Here is a 14,777-nt window from a genome sequence, read left to right as displayed (position 1 = left end):
AGGCTGTGTGGATATGAAGAGCCCTCTGCTGTCCCTGCCCGGTGCCGTTCCCGCCGAGGGAGTGGACGAAGGCGTAGCCGCGCACTACGGCGACCTGTTCCGCGAGCAGCGTGCCCTCGCCGACGGCACCGGATTCGTGGACCTCTCCCACCGCGGGGTGGTCGCCGTCACCGGTGAGGACCGGCTGAGCTGGCTGCACCTGCTGCTCACCCAGCACGTCAGCGACCTTCCGGCGGGGCAGGCCACCGAGGCGCTGATCCTCTCCGCGAACGGCCACGTCGAGCACGCGCTCTACCTCGTCGACGACGGTACGACGACCTGGGCGCACGTCGAGCCCGGCACCCAGGAGGCGCTGATCGCGTACCTGGAGTCGATGAAGTTCTTCTACCGCGTCGAGGTCACCGACCGCACCGGCGAGTTCGCGGTCGTGCACCTGCCGGCCGGTTCCATCGCCGTGGCCCCCGAGGGCGCCGTCGTGCGCGAGACGTCGTACGGGCGGGACCTGTTCCTGCCGCGCGTGGACCTGGAGGCGTTCGACGGGGCCGGTCCGGCGGTCGGACTGCTCGCGTACGAGGCGCTGCGCGTCGAGCAGCACCGCCCGCGGCTGGGCTTCGAGACCGACCACCGCACCATCCCGCACGAGCTGGGCTGGATCGGCAGCGCGGTGCACCTGCAGAAGGGCTGCTACCGCGGCCAGGAGACCGTCGCCCGCGTGCAGAACCTCGGCAAGCCGCCGCGCAGGCTCGTCTTCCTGCACCTGGACGGCAGCGAGGTGCACCTGCCGCCGCACGGCGCGGAGCTGCGCCTCGCGGACGACGGGCCGGAGGGCCGGAAGATCGGCTTCGTCACGACCTCCGTACGCCACCACGAGCTGGGCCCGATCGCCCTCGGCCTGGTCAAGCGCAACGTACCGCTGGACGCCCGGCTGGTCGCCGACACGACGGCCGCGGCCCAGGAGGTCGTGGTCGAGCCCTGACCCCCGTGCACGGGGCACCCGGGCTCACATCTCGATGAGCACCGTGAACGGGCCGTCGTTCGTCAGGGAGACGCGCATCTTCGCGCCGAACCGTCCCGTGGCCACCGTCGCCCCCAGCGACCGCAGTTGCGCCACCACCTCGTCCACCAGGGGCTCGGCCACGTCGCCGGGGGCCGCCGCGTTCCAGGTGGGGCGCCTGCCCTTGCGGGCGTCCCCGTAGAGGGTGAACTGGCTGACGACGAGCAGCGGCGCATTGATGTCGGAGCACGACCTCTCGTCGGTCAGCATCCGCACGGACCAGAGCTTGCGGGCCAGCTGGGCCGCCTTCTCCTTGGTGTCCTCGTGGGTCACCCCGACGAGGACGCACAGCCCCTCGCCGTCGATCTCCCCGACCGTCTCGCCGTCCACGACGACGCTCGCGCCGTCCACCCTCTGCACCACCGCACGCATGCGGACCATCATGCCGTGCGTCCGGCGGGCGGCCGGACGGGGTCCGGACGGAGGTCGCACGGGGCCGCACGGGAGCGGCTTTCACATTGTTCCCCAACGGTTCCCCAACGGTCCATCTACGGCCGATCGGGGGCACTCGGTCACATAGCGGCCACTCGGGGTGGCACGATGCTCACACACGCCGGTCGAGGGGACGGTCGAGGCACATGAGCACACCGAGTACGGGGCAGTCGTCCGGGCCCGTTCCACTGACCCGGGCGTGGCCGCCCGCCCGGGGGACGGACGGCCCGGTGCCGGACCCCGCGCCGCCGCTGGGCGGCCTGCGGCTGCCGGAACTGCGCGGCCTGCGCCGGGACGCGCAGCGCGACGAGGCCGACCTGAGTTACGTACGGCGGCTGCTGCAGGGCCGGATCGACATCCTGCGGGCCGAGCTGGGACGGCGTACGGGACCCCGCGCGGACCGCGCCGACGACGCCGGGACGCCCGTCGTGGAGGAGGCGTCGGTCGTCGCGCGGCTGTCGGAGATCCTGACCGACGCGCCCGCCCGGCACCGCTCGTCGGCGCGGCACGTGACCGTCGCGACGCCGTACGGCGAGGAGTACCGGCTGCTGGCCGCCGACATGCTCGCCGAGGTCGAGCTGTCGGACCTCCGGGCGCGTACGGACGCGGAACTGGACGCCGGGATGGCGCGGCTCGTGGGCTACGAGCAGCAGGTCTCGCGGCGGCGGCAGGAGCTGCAGCGGACGGCCGACGACTGCAGCGCGGAGATCGCCCGCCGGTACCGCGAGGGCGAGGCCCAGGTGGACGACCTGCTGATGTAGCCGGCGACCGGGTCCCGGCGGCCGGCTCCCGGGCCCCGGGTCCGTGGTCGGGGCCGGCGCGCGAAATCCGCACGACACCCTCTGCCCCGTATGCCTAGCGTGAGCCCATGAGTTCGCGCCACGACATCGACGTACGCCCCATCCGCGCCGACGAGATCCCCGACTGGATCCGCGCCATGAACACCGGGTTCCTGCGGCCACCGAGCGTCTCGGAGGCGGAGATCGCGGACCGCAGCACCTACATCGTGCCCGGGCGGACCTTGGGAGCGTTCGACGGGGACCGGTGCGTGGGGACCTTCCGGTCGTTCGCGCAGGAGGTCACCGCGGTCGGCGGCGCGGCCGTCCGGGCCGACGCGATCTCGAACGTCACCGTGACCTCGACCCACCGCCGCCGGGGCGTCCTCACGCGGATGATGGCCCAGGACCTGGCGGCCGCGCGGGACCGCGGGGACACCGTGGCGACGCTGATCGCCGCCGAGTACCCGATCTACGGCCGGTACGGGTTCGGGGCGGCCACCACGGCCGCCGAGTGGACGGTCGACGTCCCGCGGGCGGGACTCGACCCCCGGTGGGCCGGGCCCGGCGACGGCGGTCGCGTCGACCTCGTGGACGGCGACGAGGTACGCAAGACCGGACCCGGGCTGCACGAGCGGCTGCGGCGCTCGCAGCCGGGCGCGATCGACCGGAGCGAGCGGTGGTGGCAGACCGCCACGGGTGCGCTGCTGCTGGACCGGGCGCCGTGGACCGAGCCCTTCCACGCCCTCTACCGCACCGCGGACGGCGAGCCGGAGGGCCTGCTCACGTACACGGTGGACGACCGCTGGGGGGACGCGAAGCAGCCGCAGCAGACCGCGAAGGTCAAGGACCTCGTCGCCGTCTCGCCGGCCGCGGAACGCGCCCTGTGGCACCACGTCTGCTCGATCGACTGGGTCACGGCCGTCCGGACGGGCTGGCGTGCCCCGGACGACCTGCTGCCGCACCTGCTCCCCGACCCGCGCGCGGCGGCGATCACCACGCAGGCCGACTGGCTGTGGATACGGATCCTGGACGTCGTGGCGGCCCTGGAGGCACGCACGTACGCGTCGGCGGGCGTCCTCGTCCTGGAGGTGACCGACCCGGACGGCCTCAGCCGGGGCCGGTACCGGCTGGACGCCTCACCCGAGGGCGCGAGCTGCACGCCGACCACCGAGGAGGCCGGACTGGTGCTGCCGGTGGCCTCGCTGGGGTCGCTGTGGCTCGGGGACGAGTCGGCGGTCCGGCTCGCGGCGCTGGGCCGGGTCCGGGAAGTACGAGCGGGCGCCGCCCTGTCGGCCGACGCCCTGCTGCGCACATCCAGGCGACCGTGGTGCCCGGACATGTTCTGAACACCTTCCGGAGTGCTTGTCGCGGTCTGCGTGCTGCGTGCTGCGTGTGGTGCGTGTGCGGTGCTGTGGTGCTCCGTAGCTTTTCGGTTGTCGTGTTCGGTTGTCGTCTTCAGTTGTTGTGGTGGTGCGGCCGACCGGGCTCCCGGCTCCCCTCCGGAAGGGAACCCGGTCGGCCGGCTGCCGGGCGGTGAGGCCCGGTCAGCCGGACTGGGCGAGCAGCATCACGAGGATCACGGCCCCGATGCCGCCGATCATTGAGTTCCTGGCCTTGATGCCGATGGCGAGGGCGACGAAGGCGACGACGCCCATCACGCCGTACCTGACCTGGAGCAGCTGCTCCAGGGCGATGGCGAGGACGGCGACGACGATGGCTATGTACGGCATGCGGTCCCTCCTTCGGGACGGGGCGGCAACCCCTGCCGGGACCGATCCACCTGGTCGTCGTTCGCGACTCTGGTGGCCAACCCCCCGGAAGTTTGACCATGTTGCTGAAGTTGGTGACCAACTTCAATGAAGTTATCTCCGTTTGGATGCGTCTCATAACCACCTTCACGGTAACTGCCCAAAGATGGCGCGAAGTTGTAGGGTTCGGCTGTGGACCCGGAACATGCCGCCGTCAACGGGCGGAAGAGGGCACAACAGACGCAGAGGTCGCAGCGGACGCAGACGTCGCACCACGAGGTGGCCGACGAGCTGCGCAGCCGCATCCTGTCGGGTGCGCTGCGGGCGGGGGCGCGCATGCCCACGCAGGCCAGACTGGCCGACGAGTTCGGCGTGGAGCGCGGGACCGTGCGGCAGGCGCTGCGCATCCTGCAGTCGGAGAACCTGCTGTCCAACGTGTCCAAGGGCAGCCCGGCGACGGTCGCGGAGGACGCGGGCAGGTCACTGAGGGGGCCGGCGGCCCCGCCGCGGACCACCATGGTGGCGCTGGCCTCGCGCATCACGGCCGCCTTCGCGGCGCCGCACGTGGAGATCGACGCGCTGTGCCTGACGGCCGTCTCGCTGACCCTGGCGATGGGCGAGCCGCTGCGGCTCATCCACGAGGGGCGAACGAAACCGGCCAGGATCGACGTCCGCGTACTGCTGCCCTCGCGCGACATCGACCTCGCCTTCCCGGCGGCGGTGGACGCGACGGAGGACGGGGAGCGGGTCCAGCGGCGCTGGCTGGCCCAGCGCAACGCCCAGGGCCAGGTCCTCAAGCACAACCTGCTGGCGCTGCGGACGACGCACGGCATCGACGTGCACATCACGTTCCGGGCCCTGCCGTTCACCCCGCCGGTGAAGTTGTACCTGCTCAACGGGGCGGAGGCGCTCTTCGCGTACTACACGCTGGCGCGGCGCGGCGAGGAGATCGACCACCAGTACCTGGAGACGTACGACGCGGAGGGGACCCAGTCGATGCTGTTCCCCTTCGAGCAGGGCGAGGGGCTGCGCTCCACGACGTTCGTGGAGCAGTCCTACCTGTGGTTCAACGCACTGTGGGAGACCATCAGCTCGGAGCTGGTGCTCACGGGCTGAGATCTCCCACAGGGTGGTGCGGCCGGTCTCGTGCGGGGCCTGGGCAGTGTGCGCCGTGGGCGGTTCCCACAGCTCACAGGGCCGGTCCTGCGAAGATCAGGGCCAGGACGACGGCCCCGATGGAGCTGCAGGTGGGGCTGCGGACCTTGAGTCCCACGGTGAGCAGCAGCAGTCCCACGGCGCCGCTCACGCCGTACCGCCACTCGACGAACTGCTCGAATCCGACGACGAGGAGGGCGGAGAGGAGAGCGATGGCGGGCATGGTGGATCCTCCTTCGGTTCTTGCGGGGCGGATGCGGAATCGTCGTACATGCCAAGTCCTCGCGAGAGGAGGCGAGCCTTCCGCCATCTCTTGGAAGTTGGCAACCAACTATGCTTAAGTTATCCCCAGTTGGTACCTACTCGCAAACAACTTTCAAACAACTCCCTTCATGTCGACCAAGGTTGTAGCGTTTGGTCGTGACCCAGGAGAACGTGGCAGTGAACGGCAGCAGAAAGCTCTCGGCGCAGGAGATCGCCGACGTCCTGCGCGACCGCATACGCGCGGGCACCCTGCGCGCCGGCGACCGCCTGCCCACCCAGGCCGAGCTGGCCGAGGAGTTCGGCGTGGAGCGGGGCACGGTCCGCCAGGCCCTGCGCGCCCTCCAGGACGACGGCCTCCTCAGCAACGTCAGCAAGGGCAGCCCGCCCCGCATCGCGGACACCCCCCCGACCCGGGACGAGCCCCAGCCGACGATGGTGGGGCTGGCGCCGCGGCTGGTGGAGGCGTTCGGCGCGCGGCACGTCAGCGTGGACGCGGCGTGCCTGACCGCGGAGACGCTGATGCTGGCCCTGGGCGAACCGGTCCGCCTGATCCACGAGGGCAGGATCCGTCCCGAGTCGATCGACGTGCGCATACTCCTGCCCTCCCGTGACATCGACCTCGCCTTCCCGGTCTCCGTGAAGACGCAGGAGAACGGCGAGGACCCGGTCCACCAGCGCTGGCTGGAGATGCGCAACGCCCAGGGCCACGTGCTGCGCCACAACCTGAGGTCGCTGCGCACCTCGCACGGCATCGACGTCCGGGTGACGTTCCGGGCACTCCCGTTCACCCCGCCGGTGAAGCTGTACCTGCTCAACGGCACCGAGGCGCTGATCGCGTACTACATGATCATGAGGCGCGAGGAGGCCGGCGACAGCGGCACGCTGGACATGTACGACACGCTGGGCTCGACCTCGCTCCTCTTCTCCTTCGAGGAACGGACGGGCCAGCGCGACGCCGCGTTCGTCGAGCAGTCCCAGAAGTGGTTCGACGCCCTCTGGGAAACCATCACGACGGACCTGACACTCTCCTAGTGACTCCTGATGCGAAACAGACCGGTCCGGTGGCTGCAGGGACAGAGGACCTGCGTGCGGTGATCGAGCGGGCCCGCTTCATCCTCTTCGACTTCGACGGACCGATCTGCCGGCTCTTCGCGGGGCACTCGGCCCGGTACGTGGCGAGGGACCTGGTGGAGTGGCTCGAACGCCAGGGCCTGCGCGAACTGCTCACCGACGAGGAGCGCGTCCATCCCGACCCGATGGCGGTCCTGTACGCGGTCAACCGCCGCCATCCGCGCAGTGACCTCGTGGTCGAGCTGGAGGACCGCCTCACCCAGCAGGAGCTCAGGGCGGCACCGTCCGCCTGGCCCACCGAGTTCGCGGACCCGCTGATACGGACCTGGAGCGCGGTGGGGGCGCGGCTCGCCATAGCGACGAACAACTCACCGCGCACGGCGGTCACCTACCTGGAGAGCCGTGGCTTGTCCGACTGCTTCGCGCCGAACGTCTACGGCCGCACACAGGACCTGGACCACCTCAAGCCGCACCCCCACTGCCTGAACCGGGCCCTGAACGCCATGGGCGCCGCCCCGCGGTCCGCCCTCATGATCGGCGACGCTCCGTCGGACTACGTGGCCGCGGAAGCGGCCGGAGTCCCGTTCCTCGGCTACGCACGTAACGCCGAGAAGGCGACACTGCTGCGGGACGCGGGAGCCGGGCAGGTGGTGGGCTCCCTGGAACCGGTGCTGCGGATCCTGCGAAGCCGGGCATGAGGCGCCGCCCCCTGCGGCGGGCTCAGGCCTGAACCTGGAGGGTCAGCAGGAAGAAGAGACCTGCCGACCACCAGGCCGTCCGGGGATGCCCGGCCCGTGCCCCCACCACCGCGAGGGTCAGCAGAACCATCCCGGCGAGCCCGAGCCTCGACCGGACCAACTGCGACATCGCGAACTCGATGCAGACGCCCAGTAGCTGGAAGAAGACCATGTACCCCACCCCGTCCACTCCACTGATTCGATCAACAAGCCGTCCAATTGGACTGGTTGTCTTGGAATGGGTGTCCCCGGACCGGTAGATCCCTTAACCGGCAGGCAAGTTGGACCGTAAACATGACTGAAATGCGGTTTGTCGACGATCCGGGAGAGGTACGTTCGTCACGTGGGTCAAGAGCGGAGCGGAGCGGGAGGCGGCAAGGAATTCCTGCGCGTCCTGGACGAGCTGCGCACCCGTATGGCCGCGGGTGACTACGCACTGAACGCCTTACTTCCGCCGCAGCGGGAGCTCGCCAAGGAGTTCGGGGTCTCCCGGGACACCCTGCAGCGCGCACTGAAGGAACTGGTGAGCGAGGGCTGGATCAGGTCCACACAGGGCAGCGGATCACGAGTGATCAAGGTCCAGCACATTCAGCCCGTGACGCCGAGGCCGTCGATGCAGGGCCGGACGGCCATGCTGGGACCCATCATCGCCGAGGCCTTCGAACAGCCGGAAGTCTCGCTCGACGTCTACACCCTCACGTCGGAATCTCTCGACGCCCACATCCGGGTCCAGGCGGAACGGATCCGCGCCGGGCAGATCAAGCCCCAGCGCATCACACTGCGCATGCTGCTGCCCGCCGAGGAACTGGAACTGCCCTACCCCCGGTCCGTGGAGGCCCCGGACGATCCGCGGGTCAAGGCACGATTGCTCGCCATCACCCGTCGCCACACGGCCTCGCTGCGGGAGGTGCTCCAGGAACTGCGGGTCCAGCGCGCCGTTCCGCACATCGACCTGCAGATCCGTCACGCCCCGCTGATGCCGACCTTCAAGCTCTACATGCTGAACGGATCGGCCGCGCTGCACGGTCTGTACATCGTGACCGAACGGCGCATCGTCCTGGAGGGCGGTGAGGAGATCGACGCCCTCGACGTACTCGGTGTCGGAGCCACTCTGATGCATTACGTCGCGGACAGCGACCCGACCTCGACGGAGTCGGTCTACGTCGCCACCATGCAGTCCTGGTTCGACTCCGTATGGAACCTGCTGGCGACCTGATCCGTATTGATCCCCTACGCGTCGATGCGGAATTCGCCGTGCCCTCACGCCTCGATCGGGGGTTACCCCATTGAGACGAATCCGATGCGACAGCCGTATTCAACGGTGTCTAGGGTTTGCGCAACCTCAGTTACAGGAGTTGCCCGTGGGCACATCCACGGTTCCCAAAGGTGCCCCACGGGAACCACGCGTCGCCGATGCTGCCTACGACGAGTTCGTGGAACAGGCGAAACGGGTCGGGGTGGTGAGCGGCGGCCACCACAACCAGAACTATGTGCTGCCCCTGACGGAGCCGATGGCGCGTCAACTGGGGCGTGAACCGGGCACGAATGTGACCGTCCGGATCCGTCGGCCCGAGGCCGTGCCGGTGGTCATCAGGACGTGGACGCGCGAAGCGGAGATCCTTGCCGCCGTCGGCGACGTCCTGCCGAACGTGCCGCAGTGTCTGGCGCAGCGGAACGGCTCGGCCGTCCACAGCTACGTGGAAGGTGTCCCGCTCTCCGCCGTCTGTCCCAACGGCAAGCCGGTCGACCGCATACTCATCAACGCCCTGGCCGGTCTTCTGGCGCAGATGTCCCCGGTGGGGAGGGAGGCGTTGCCTCCGCTGCCCACCGGCTGGCCGTCCAACGGCAAGGACGGCCGGGCTTTCCTCCGCACGCTGGCGCATCTTGCCGACCGTCAGATCCGTCAGCCCAATTGGGCTGCCTTCGGCGGCCTGTTCGCGGCACTGGGCATCCCCGACGACGCCCTCGTCCGGCTGGCCGAGCGGGTTCCCGCCATGGCCCGGCGTCCGTACAGCCTGCTCCACGCGGACCTGCACCGGGACAACGTGATCGTCACGTACGAGGGCGAGCCGCCGCTGATCTGCGTGGACTGGGAACTCGCGACCTACGGTGATCCGCTGCACGACCTGGCCACCCACCTGGTCCGCATGCAGTACCCGGATTTCCAGTGGGACGAGGTCGTCGAAGCCTGGGCGGCGGCCGTGCAGACCACTCGGCCCATAGCCGCGAACGGTCTGTCCAAGGACCTCCGCCACTACCTGGCGTTCGAGCGCGCGCAGTCCGTCTACCCGGACGTGATGCGGGCGGCGCGTTCGCTGGAACACTCCCTCGACCAGCAGAACCTGGACCGGGCGACCGAGTCGGTCACCAGGGCTCTGGAAGCCGCCGCCGACCCTCTGCGACTCGTTCGAGTACCGGACGGAGCAGAGGTCGAACGCGTCCTCGTCCGCTGGCAGGCGTCCCGTCACGATCGTCGGCCGAGGAGCGGCGGAACGGCCACGGTGCACCGGTGGACGCCGGACGAACGGATCCCCGAGCACCCTGACTTCCCCCGCTCGTCCGTGATCGACGCCCTGATCGCCGAAGGCGCGGCGCCGGCCCACCGAGTGTTCAAGGGAACGGCCCATCTCAACTCCGTCGTGCACGTGCCGGGCGTGGAGTTCCCCGTCATGGTGCGGCGCAAAGTGGCATCGGTCTGCCGTCGCGAGCGCGGTTTCCTGAGCGAGCACGCCGTCCTCGCGGCCATCGAGCGGTCCGGGGTCGCGGTGGCGGCCCCGAGGGTCCTCGCGCTGGGCGAGAGCCATGCGAGGGACCCCTTCGCCATCCACACCTATGAAGGCGTACCCGACGACGACCAGCCGCCCAGCCATCCGGTGAACGGCCTCCTCCCCCGTGAGGCGGACGGTCTCGTCGACCAGCTCTGCGCGCTCACCCTGGTCGACCCGACCTCGGTGGATCCGGCCACCACGGAGTGGGCACGGAACGAGGACTTCTACGAGTGGCTGAGCAGGCAACTCGTCCTGCTCGTGGAGAGGTTGCCCAAGAAATCACAGCAGCTGGCCGGAGCGCTGGGGCTGCCGAAAGCGCAGCGGCTGGGCGAGCTCCTGTCACGGCATCGGGTCGCCCCCCGGCAGTCGACCCTGCTCCACGGCGACCTGAATCCCTGGAACCTCGTACGCCGTGACGACGCATACGCGCTGACCGTCATCGACTGGGAGATGGCCCTGATCGGTGACCCGCTGTACGACCTCGTCCGCCACATGCACCTCACACCGACCCGGCCCGAGATCCGCGACCGCATGTTCCGCCGGTGGGCCGGAGAACTGCCGAGGACGCACACGAAGGACTGGGAGAGCGACTGGCAGGTCTACCGGCGGATCGAGATCGTCCGCTCGGCCTACGTGGACCTCGACCGCTTGGTCACGGGTGCGAGCCTCGACGCCCCCAATGTCAGTCGCGCGGTGCAGTCGTACGGGATGACGCTGAGGGCGGCGAAGGGATCGCTCGGCCTGCCCTCCCGTGAACTGCCGAACCCCTATCTCGTCCACGCGCTGCCGCAGGGGGACCGGGGCGCCACCAGGCGGACGAGGTCGCCCGCCGGAAGGTGAGGCGGGGGTCCCGAAGGTGGCTAGGCTCAAGCCATGGGTGAGACGGGTGCGGTGGACGCCAGTGGTACGAGCGGTGTGCGCGCCGTGGGAGCCGCCGGTGTCATGGGGCTGCGTGAGCGCAAGAAGCTTCGGATGTACCGCGACGTCTCCGACATCGCCATCTCCCTCTTCCTCGAAAAGGGATTCGAGAAGGTCTCCGTCGCGGAGGTCGCCGCCGCCGCGGAGATCTCCAAGCCGACCCTCTTCCGGTACTTCCCCTCCAAGGAGGACCTCGTCCTCCACCGGTTCGCCGACCACGAGACCGAGGCCGCGCGCGTGGTCGCGGAGCGGGCGCCCGGACGGTCCGCGCTCGACGCGCTGCGGCTGCACCGCCTCGCCGGGATCGAGCGCGGCGACCCCGTGACCGGCGTCAACGCCGATCCGCACGTCCTCGCCTTCCACCGCCTGCTGTACGGGACGCCCTCCCTCGTCGCGCGCCTCTACGCGTACCTGGAGCGGTCCGAGGCCGCCCTCGGCGCCGCGCTCGGCGGGACGCTGGAGGCGCGCCTCGCCGCCGGACAGATCGTCGCCGTGCAGCGGATCCTGGCCATGGACAGCTGGCGGCGCATCGCGGACGGCGAGGACGTCGCCGTGGTGCGGCGGGACGCCGTCGCCGCCGCGGAGGCCGCCTTCGCGCGGCTGGCCGAAGGGCTCGCGGAGTACGCGACGGCCCAGGCGTAACCCCTCCACTCGATGCGGATCGTTACGGAGTAAAAAAATTAACCTGGTCTTGTTATTCGCGTATCCTCGGCGGATGACGTCCACCGACCCCTCCCTCACGGACCCGGACCCCCTCACCGCCTCCCTGCGCCGCGCACGCGCCCACCACGACCTCTGCCGTGCCGCCCTCGCCGCCATGGTCGAGGGGGCGCAGGAACACGTCGTCACCGCAGAGGACGTGTCCGCGTCCGGCGCTGACGCCGAAGTGCTCGGATACGTGCTCCGCAGCCGGGCCAAGGAGATGCGGGAGCTGCCGGAAGGGCCGTTGTTCTTCGGGAGGCTGGACTTCGGGGCGGACCGCGGGAGCGCCGGCGACCACGCCGGGCAGAGCTACCACATCGGGCGGCGGCGGATCAGTGAGCATCCGGCCGCCCCGCCCCTCGTCGTCGACTGGCGTGCCCCCGTCTCCCGCGCCTTCTACCAGGCGAGCGCCCGGGATCCACAGGGTGTGGACGTGCGGCGGCGGTTCGGCTGGTCGCCGGGCAGCCGCGGGGAGTCGGCCGACCTCACCGGCATGGAGGACGAGCACCTCGGAAGCCGGCCCGCGCAGCAGCACAGCCCCGAAAGCCGGCTTCCGGAGAGCCGCATCCTCGCCGACGAGATCGAGCGGCCCCGCGTCGGCCCGATGCGCGACATCGCCGCGACCATCCAGCCCGACCAGGACGACCTCGTACGGGCCGGTCTCGGCGTGTCCGTGTGTGTGCAGGGCGCCCCCGGCACCGGGAAGACGGCCGTCGGGCTGCACCGGGCCGCGTACCTGCTCTACACCCATCCGCAGCGCATCCGGCGCGACGGGCTGCTGATCCTCGGCCCCAACCCCACCTTCCTCTCCTACATCGCGGAGGTGCTCCCCGCGCTCGGCGAGACCGGCGTACGGCAGACGACGATCGCCGACGAGATCCGCAAGGGAATCGGCAGCGGAAGTGGTCCTCAGCCGGTGCGGGGCGAGGACGACGAGCGCGCCGCCGCCGTCAAGCACGACGCCCGCATGGCCCGGGTGCTGCGGCGCGCCCTGTACGCCCGCGTGGACCCGGCCGCGGCGCGCGAGGACCTCACCGTGCCCGACGGCACGTACCGCTGGCGGGTGCCCGCCGCCGTGCTCGCCCGGATCGTGGCGGACGTACGGGCCGAGGAGCCGCCGTACGCCACCGGGCGCGAGCGCGTGCGGACCCGCGTCGTGCGGTACGTGCGGGAGCAGGCGGAACGGCGCGCCGGCCCCCGCGGCGGCGCCTGGGCGCAGAAGGTCGCACGGGCGCGCCCCGTCGGCGCGTACGTCGACGCGGTGTGGCCCGGGGTGCGGCCGCAGGAGGTCGTCGCCGGGCTGCTGACCCAGCCGTCCGTGCTGGCCGCGGCGGCGGACGGGGTGCTGGACGCGGACGAGCGGAAGGCGCTCCGGTGGGCGCGGCCGCCCCGGTCGTGGAAGTCCGCCCGGTGGTCCGCGGCCGACCTGGTCCTGCTCGACGAGGTCGCCGGGCTGATCGGGCACCCGGACCGGTACGGCCACGTGGTGGTCGACGAGGCGCAGGACCTGTCGCCGATGGAGTGCCGCGCGATCGGCCGCCGCGCCGCCTTCGGGTCGGTCACGGTCCTCGGCGACCTCGCCCAGGGGACCACGCCGTGGGCCGCCCGGACCTGGGACGAACTGCTCGTGCACCTGGGGCGCCCCGAGGCGTCCGTGGTGCCGCTGACCACCGGTTTCCGGGTGCCGGAGGCGGTCGTCGGGCTGGCGAACCGGGTCCTGGCCCTGCTGGACGTGGAGGTGCCCCCGGGCCGGTCGCTGCGCAGGGACGGCGAGGTGCGGATCCGCCGCACGGACGACGTGCCGCACGAGACGGTCGGGGCCGTCCGCCGCGCGCTCACGTACGAGGGGTCCGTGGGGGTCGTCGCGGCGGACCCGGACGTCGTACGCGTGCGGGAGGCGCTGCACGCCGCCGGGATCGGGACCGCCGACGCGGACCGGCCGGGCGCCCGCGTCACCGTGCTGGCGGCCGGTGTCGCGAAGGGACTTGAGTACGACCACGTCGTCGCCGTGGAACCGGCGGCGATCGCGGAAGGCTGCGGGGGAGTACGGGGCCGGGGGCGCGGGCTGCACCTGCTGTACGTGGTGCTGACCCGGGCGGTGTCCAGGCTGGACGTCGTGCACGCCCGCCCGCTGCCGTTCGGGTGAGGACCGGCCCGCACGCCCCCTCGTCGCCGTGCGGGCCGGAGAACCGGACGCCCCGGTGGACGCCATGGCGGATTCCTCAGTGGGCGGCCCCGGCCGGCAGGTCGAGCACGGGGATCAACTGCTCCTCCTCGTACGCCAGATGGGCCTCCAGCTCGGCGCTGAGGCGCTCCACCTCCTCGCGCACGTGCCCGGGATCCGCCGATTGCGTACCGACGACCTGCTTCAGCTCCGCGGTCAGGGCGGCGATCCGCACGTGCTCCTCGCGCAGGCGGTCCAGGACCGGGGCGAGTTCCGGGTGGCGGCCGGCGAGGAAGGGGAACATGGCGGTGTCCTCGCCGGTGTGGTGGTTGTGCAGGCCCTGGCAGAAGGTGAGGCAGTTGATGCGCAGCTGGGCGCCCAGGGTGGGGCCCGCGTCGGCGATCTCCCGGCGCACGATGGCCAGTTCGCGGCGGAAGGCGTCGTGGATCACCTTGACGTACTCGCCCATGGAGGAGGCGCTGACGTTCGGCGGTCCGCCGGTCGCGATCTCGTGCAGCACGACCACCGGGATCACCCGGCTGGTTCTGGCCTGGTATTCCGCCCAGCCGGGTTCGGCCTCCACCGCGCGGGCGAAGAGCTCGTCCCGTGCGGCGCCCTCCAGGACCTCGGCCCTGGCCTCGTACGTGAACACGCCCGTCTCGACGCCGACCCGGGGGTGTGCGACGAGGTTGTGGAACCAGTCGGGGTGCTTCGGCGCGCCACCGGCCGAGGCGATGACCAGGACGCGGCCGTCCCCGTCGGGGTGGTAGCCGACCGGGGTGGTGTGCCGCTCGCCGGAACGGGCTCCGGTGGTGGTGAGCAGGAGCAGCCGGGCGCCCTCGAAAGGGCCGCCGACCTCGCCCGAGTTGGCTCGGAATTCTTCGATGACCTGCTGGTTGAAATCGTTGGGCATTCTCTTCTTTCTGCTCGGTCGATTACGGAAAAGGGCAGGGGGAATCACCGCGGGGCGGAATCGGGCCGCCTG

15 protein-coding genes are annotated in these 14,777 nt (G+C 71.0%); 10 read left to right on the top strand and 5 right to left on the bottom strand.

The features are described from left to right. Nucleotides 1–13 precede the first annotated feature (13 nt). Nucleotides 14–976, top strand: coding sequence for a CAF17-like 4Fe-4S cluster assembly/insertion protein YgfZ (gene ygfZ, locus FGF04_RS01825; RefSeq protein ID WP_149509375.1), 963 nt, complete (start codon nt 14–16; stop codon nt 974–976). Between the two features lie 24 nt (nt 977–1,000). Here ygfZ and dtd read toward each other — a convergent pair whose 3' ends face one another. Then, the gene (dtd, locus tag FGF04_RS01820) at nt 1,001–1,426 is read right to left on the bottom strand and encodes a D-aminoacyl-tRNA deacylase (RefSeq protein WP_149509374.1); all 426 of its coding nucleotides are present in this window, start codon (nt 1,424–1,426) and stop codon (nt 1,001–1,003) included. 206 nt (nt 1,427–1,632) lie between these two features. On the opposite strand from dtd, the gene FGF04_RS01815 reads away from it, so the two are divergent. Both FGF04_RS01815 and FGF04_RS01810 read left to right on the top strand, forming a co-directional pair. Beyond that, nucleotides 1,633–2,247, top strand: coding sequence for an RsiG family protein (locus tag FGF04_RS01815; RefSeq protein WP_149509373.1), 615 nt, complete (start codon nt 1,633–1,635; stop codon nt 2,245–2,247). A gap of 107 nt (nt 2,248–2,354) precedes the next feature. Beyond that, nucleotides 2,355–3,611, top strand: coding sequence for a GNAT family N-acetyltransferase (locus FGF04_RS01810; protein WP_149509372.1), 1,257 nt, complete (start codon nt 2,355–2,357; stop codon nt 3,609–3,611). 198 nt (nt 3,612–3,809) lie between these two features. Here the strand turns inward: FGF04_RS01810 and FGF04_RS01805 are convergent, their stop codons facing one another. After that, nucleotides 3,810–3,995, bottom strand: coding sequence for a hypothetical protein (locus tag FGF04_RS01805; protein ID WP_149509371.1), 186 nt, complete (start codon nt 3,993–3,995; stop codon nt 3,810–3,812). A 210-nt stretch (nt 3,996–4,205) separates the two neighbouring features. Between FGF04_RS01805 and FGF04_RS01800 the strand changes: the two genes are divergently transcribed. Continuing rightward, nucleotides 4,206–5,129 (top strand): winged helix-turn-helix domain-containing protein, encoded by a 924-nt coding sequence (locus tag FGF04_RS01800; protein WP_149509370.1) that lies wholly within the window; start codon nt 4,206–4,208, stop codon nt 5,127–5,129. A gap of 73 nt (nt 5,130–5,202) precedes the next feature. On the opposite strand, the gene FGF04_RS01795 is transcribed toward FGF04_RS01800, so the two are convergent. Further along, nucleotides 5,203–5,391 carry a hypothetical protein gene (locus FGF04_RS01795; RefSeq protein WP_149509369.1) on the bottom strand — a complete coding sequence of 63 codons (189 nt, stop codon included), beginning with the start codon at nt 5,389–5,391 and terminating at the stop codon, nt 5,203–5,205. A 191-nt stretch (nt 5,392–5,582) separates the two neighbouring features. Between FGF04_RS01795 and FGF04_RS01790 the strand changes: the two genes are divergently transcribed. Beyond that, a complete protein-coding gene (locus FGF04_RS01790; RefSeq protein WP_149509368.1) occupies nt 5,583–6,464 on the top strand; it encodes a GntR family transcriptional regulator in 882 nt (293 codons plus the stop codon). Next, nucleotides 6,464–7,201, top strand: a complete 738-nt coding sequence (locus tag FGF04_RS01785) for an HAD family hydrolase (protein WP_235882130.1) — start codon at nt 6,464–6,466, stop codon at nt 7,199–7,201. The genes FGF04_RS01790 and FGF04_RS01785 overlap by 1 nt, the downstream gene beginning before the upstream one ends. A 22-nt stretch (nt 7,202–7,223) precedes the next feature. Here FGF04_RS01785 and FGF04_RS01780 read toward each other — a convergent pair whose 3' ends face one another. After that, nucleotides 7,224–7,430: a hypothetical protein gene (locus tag FGF04_RS01780; RefSeq protein WP_149509366.1), complete on the bottom strand. Its 207-nt coding sequence runs from the start codon at nt 7,428–7,430 to the stop codon at nt 7,224–7,226. 153 nt (nt 7,431–7,583) lie between these two features. Between FGF04_RS01780 and FGF04_RS01775 the strand changes: the two genes are divergently transcribed. The 4 genes from FGF04_RS01775 (at nt 7,584) to FGF04_RS01760 (ending at nt 13,774) form a co-directional block, all read left to right on the top strand. Beyond that, nucleotides 7,584–8,456 carry a GntR family transcriptional regulator gene (locus FGF04_RS01775; protein ID WP_149509365.1) on the top strand — a complete coding sequence of 291 codons (873 nt, stop codon included), beginning with the start codon at nt 7,584–7,586 and terminating at the stop codon, nt 8,454–8,456. A gap of 145 nt (nt 8,457–8,601) precedes the next feature. Then, nucleotides 8,602–10,848, top strand: coding sequence for a phosphotransferase family protein (locus tag FGF04_RS01770; RefSeq protein ID WP_408055574.1), 2,247 nt, complete (start codon nt 8,602–8,604; stop codon nt 10,846–10,848). Nucleotides 10,849–10,950: 102 nt separating this feature from the next. Continuing rightward, nucleotides 10,951–11,568, top strand: coding sequence for a TetR/AcrR family transcriptional regulator (locus tag FGF04_RS01765; RefSeq protein WP_149509445.1), 618 nt, complete (start codon nt 10,951–10,953; stop codon nt 11,566–11,568). Between the two features lie 73 nt (nt 11,569–11,641). Next, nucleotides 11,642–13,774, top strand: a complete 2,133-nt coding sequence (locus tag FGF04_RS01760) for a HelD family protein (protein WP_149509363.1) — start codon at nt 11,642–11,644, stop codon at nt 13,772–13,774. Between the two features lie 76 nt (nt 13,775–13,850). On the opposite strand, the gene FGF04_RS01755 is transcribed toward FGF04_RS01760, so the two are convergent. Then, the gene (locus FGF04_RS01755; RefSeq protein WP_149509362.1) at nt 13,851–14,705 is read right to left on the bottom strand and encodes a nitroreductase/quinone reductase family protein; all 855 of its coding nucleotides are present in this window, start codon (nt 14,703–14,705) and stop codon (nt 13,851–13,853) included. Between the last annotated feature and the right edge of the window lie 72 nt (nt 14,706–14,777).

The organism is Streptomyces apricus (genome assembly GCF_008369065.1).
GTDB classification, from domain to species: Bacteria; Actinomycetota; Actinomycetes; order Streptomycetales; family Streptomycetaceae; genus Streptomyces; species Streptomyces apricus.
Note: the sequence above shows the minus strand (reverse complement) of the source record. Positions and strands in the feature narration are given on the sequence as shown.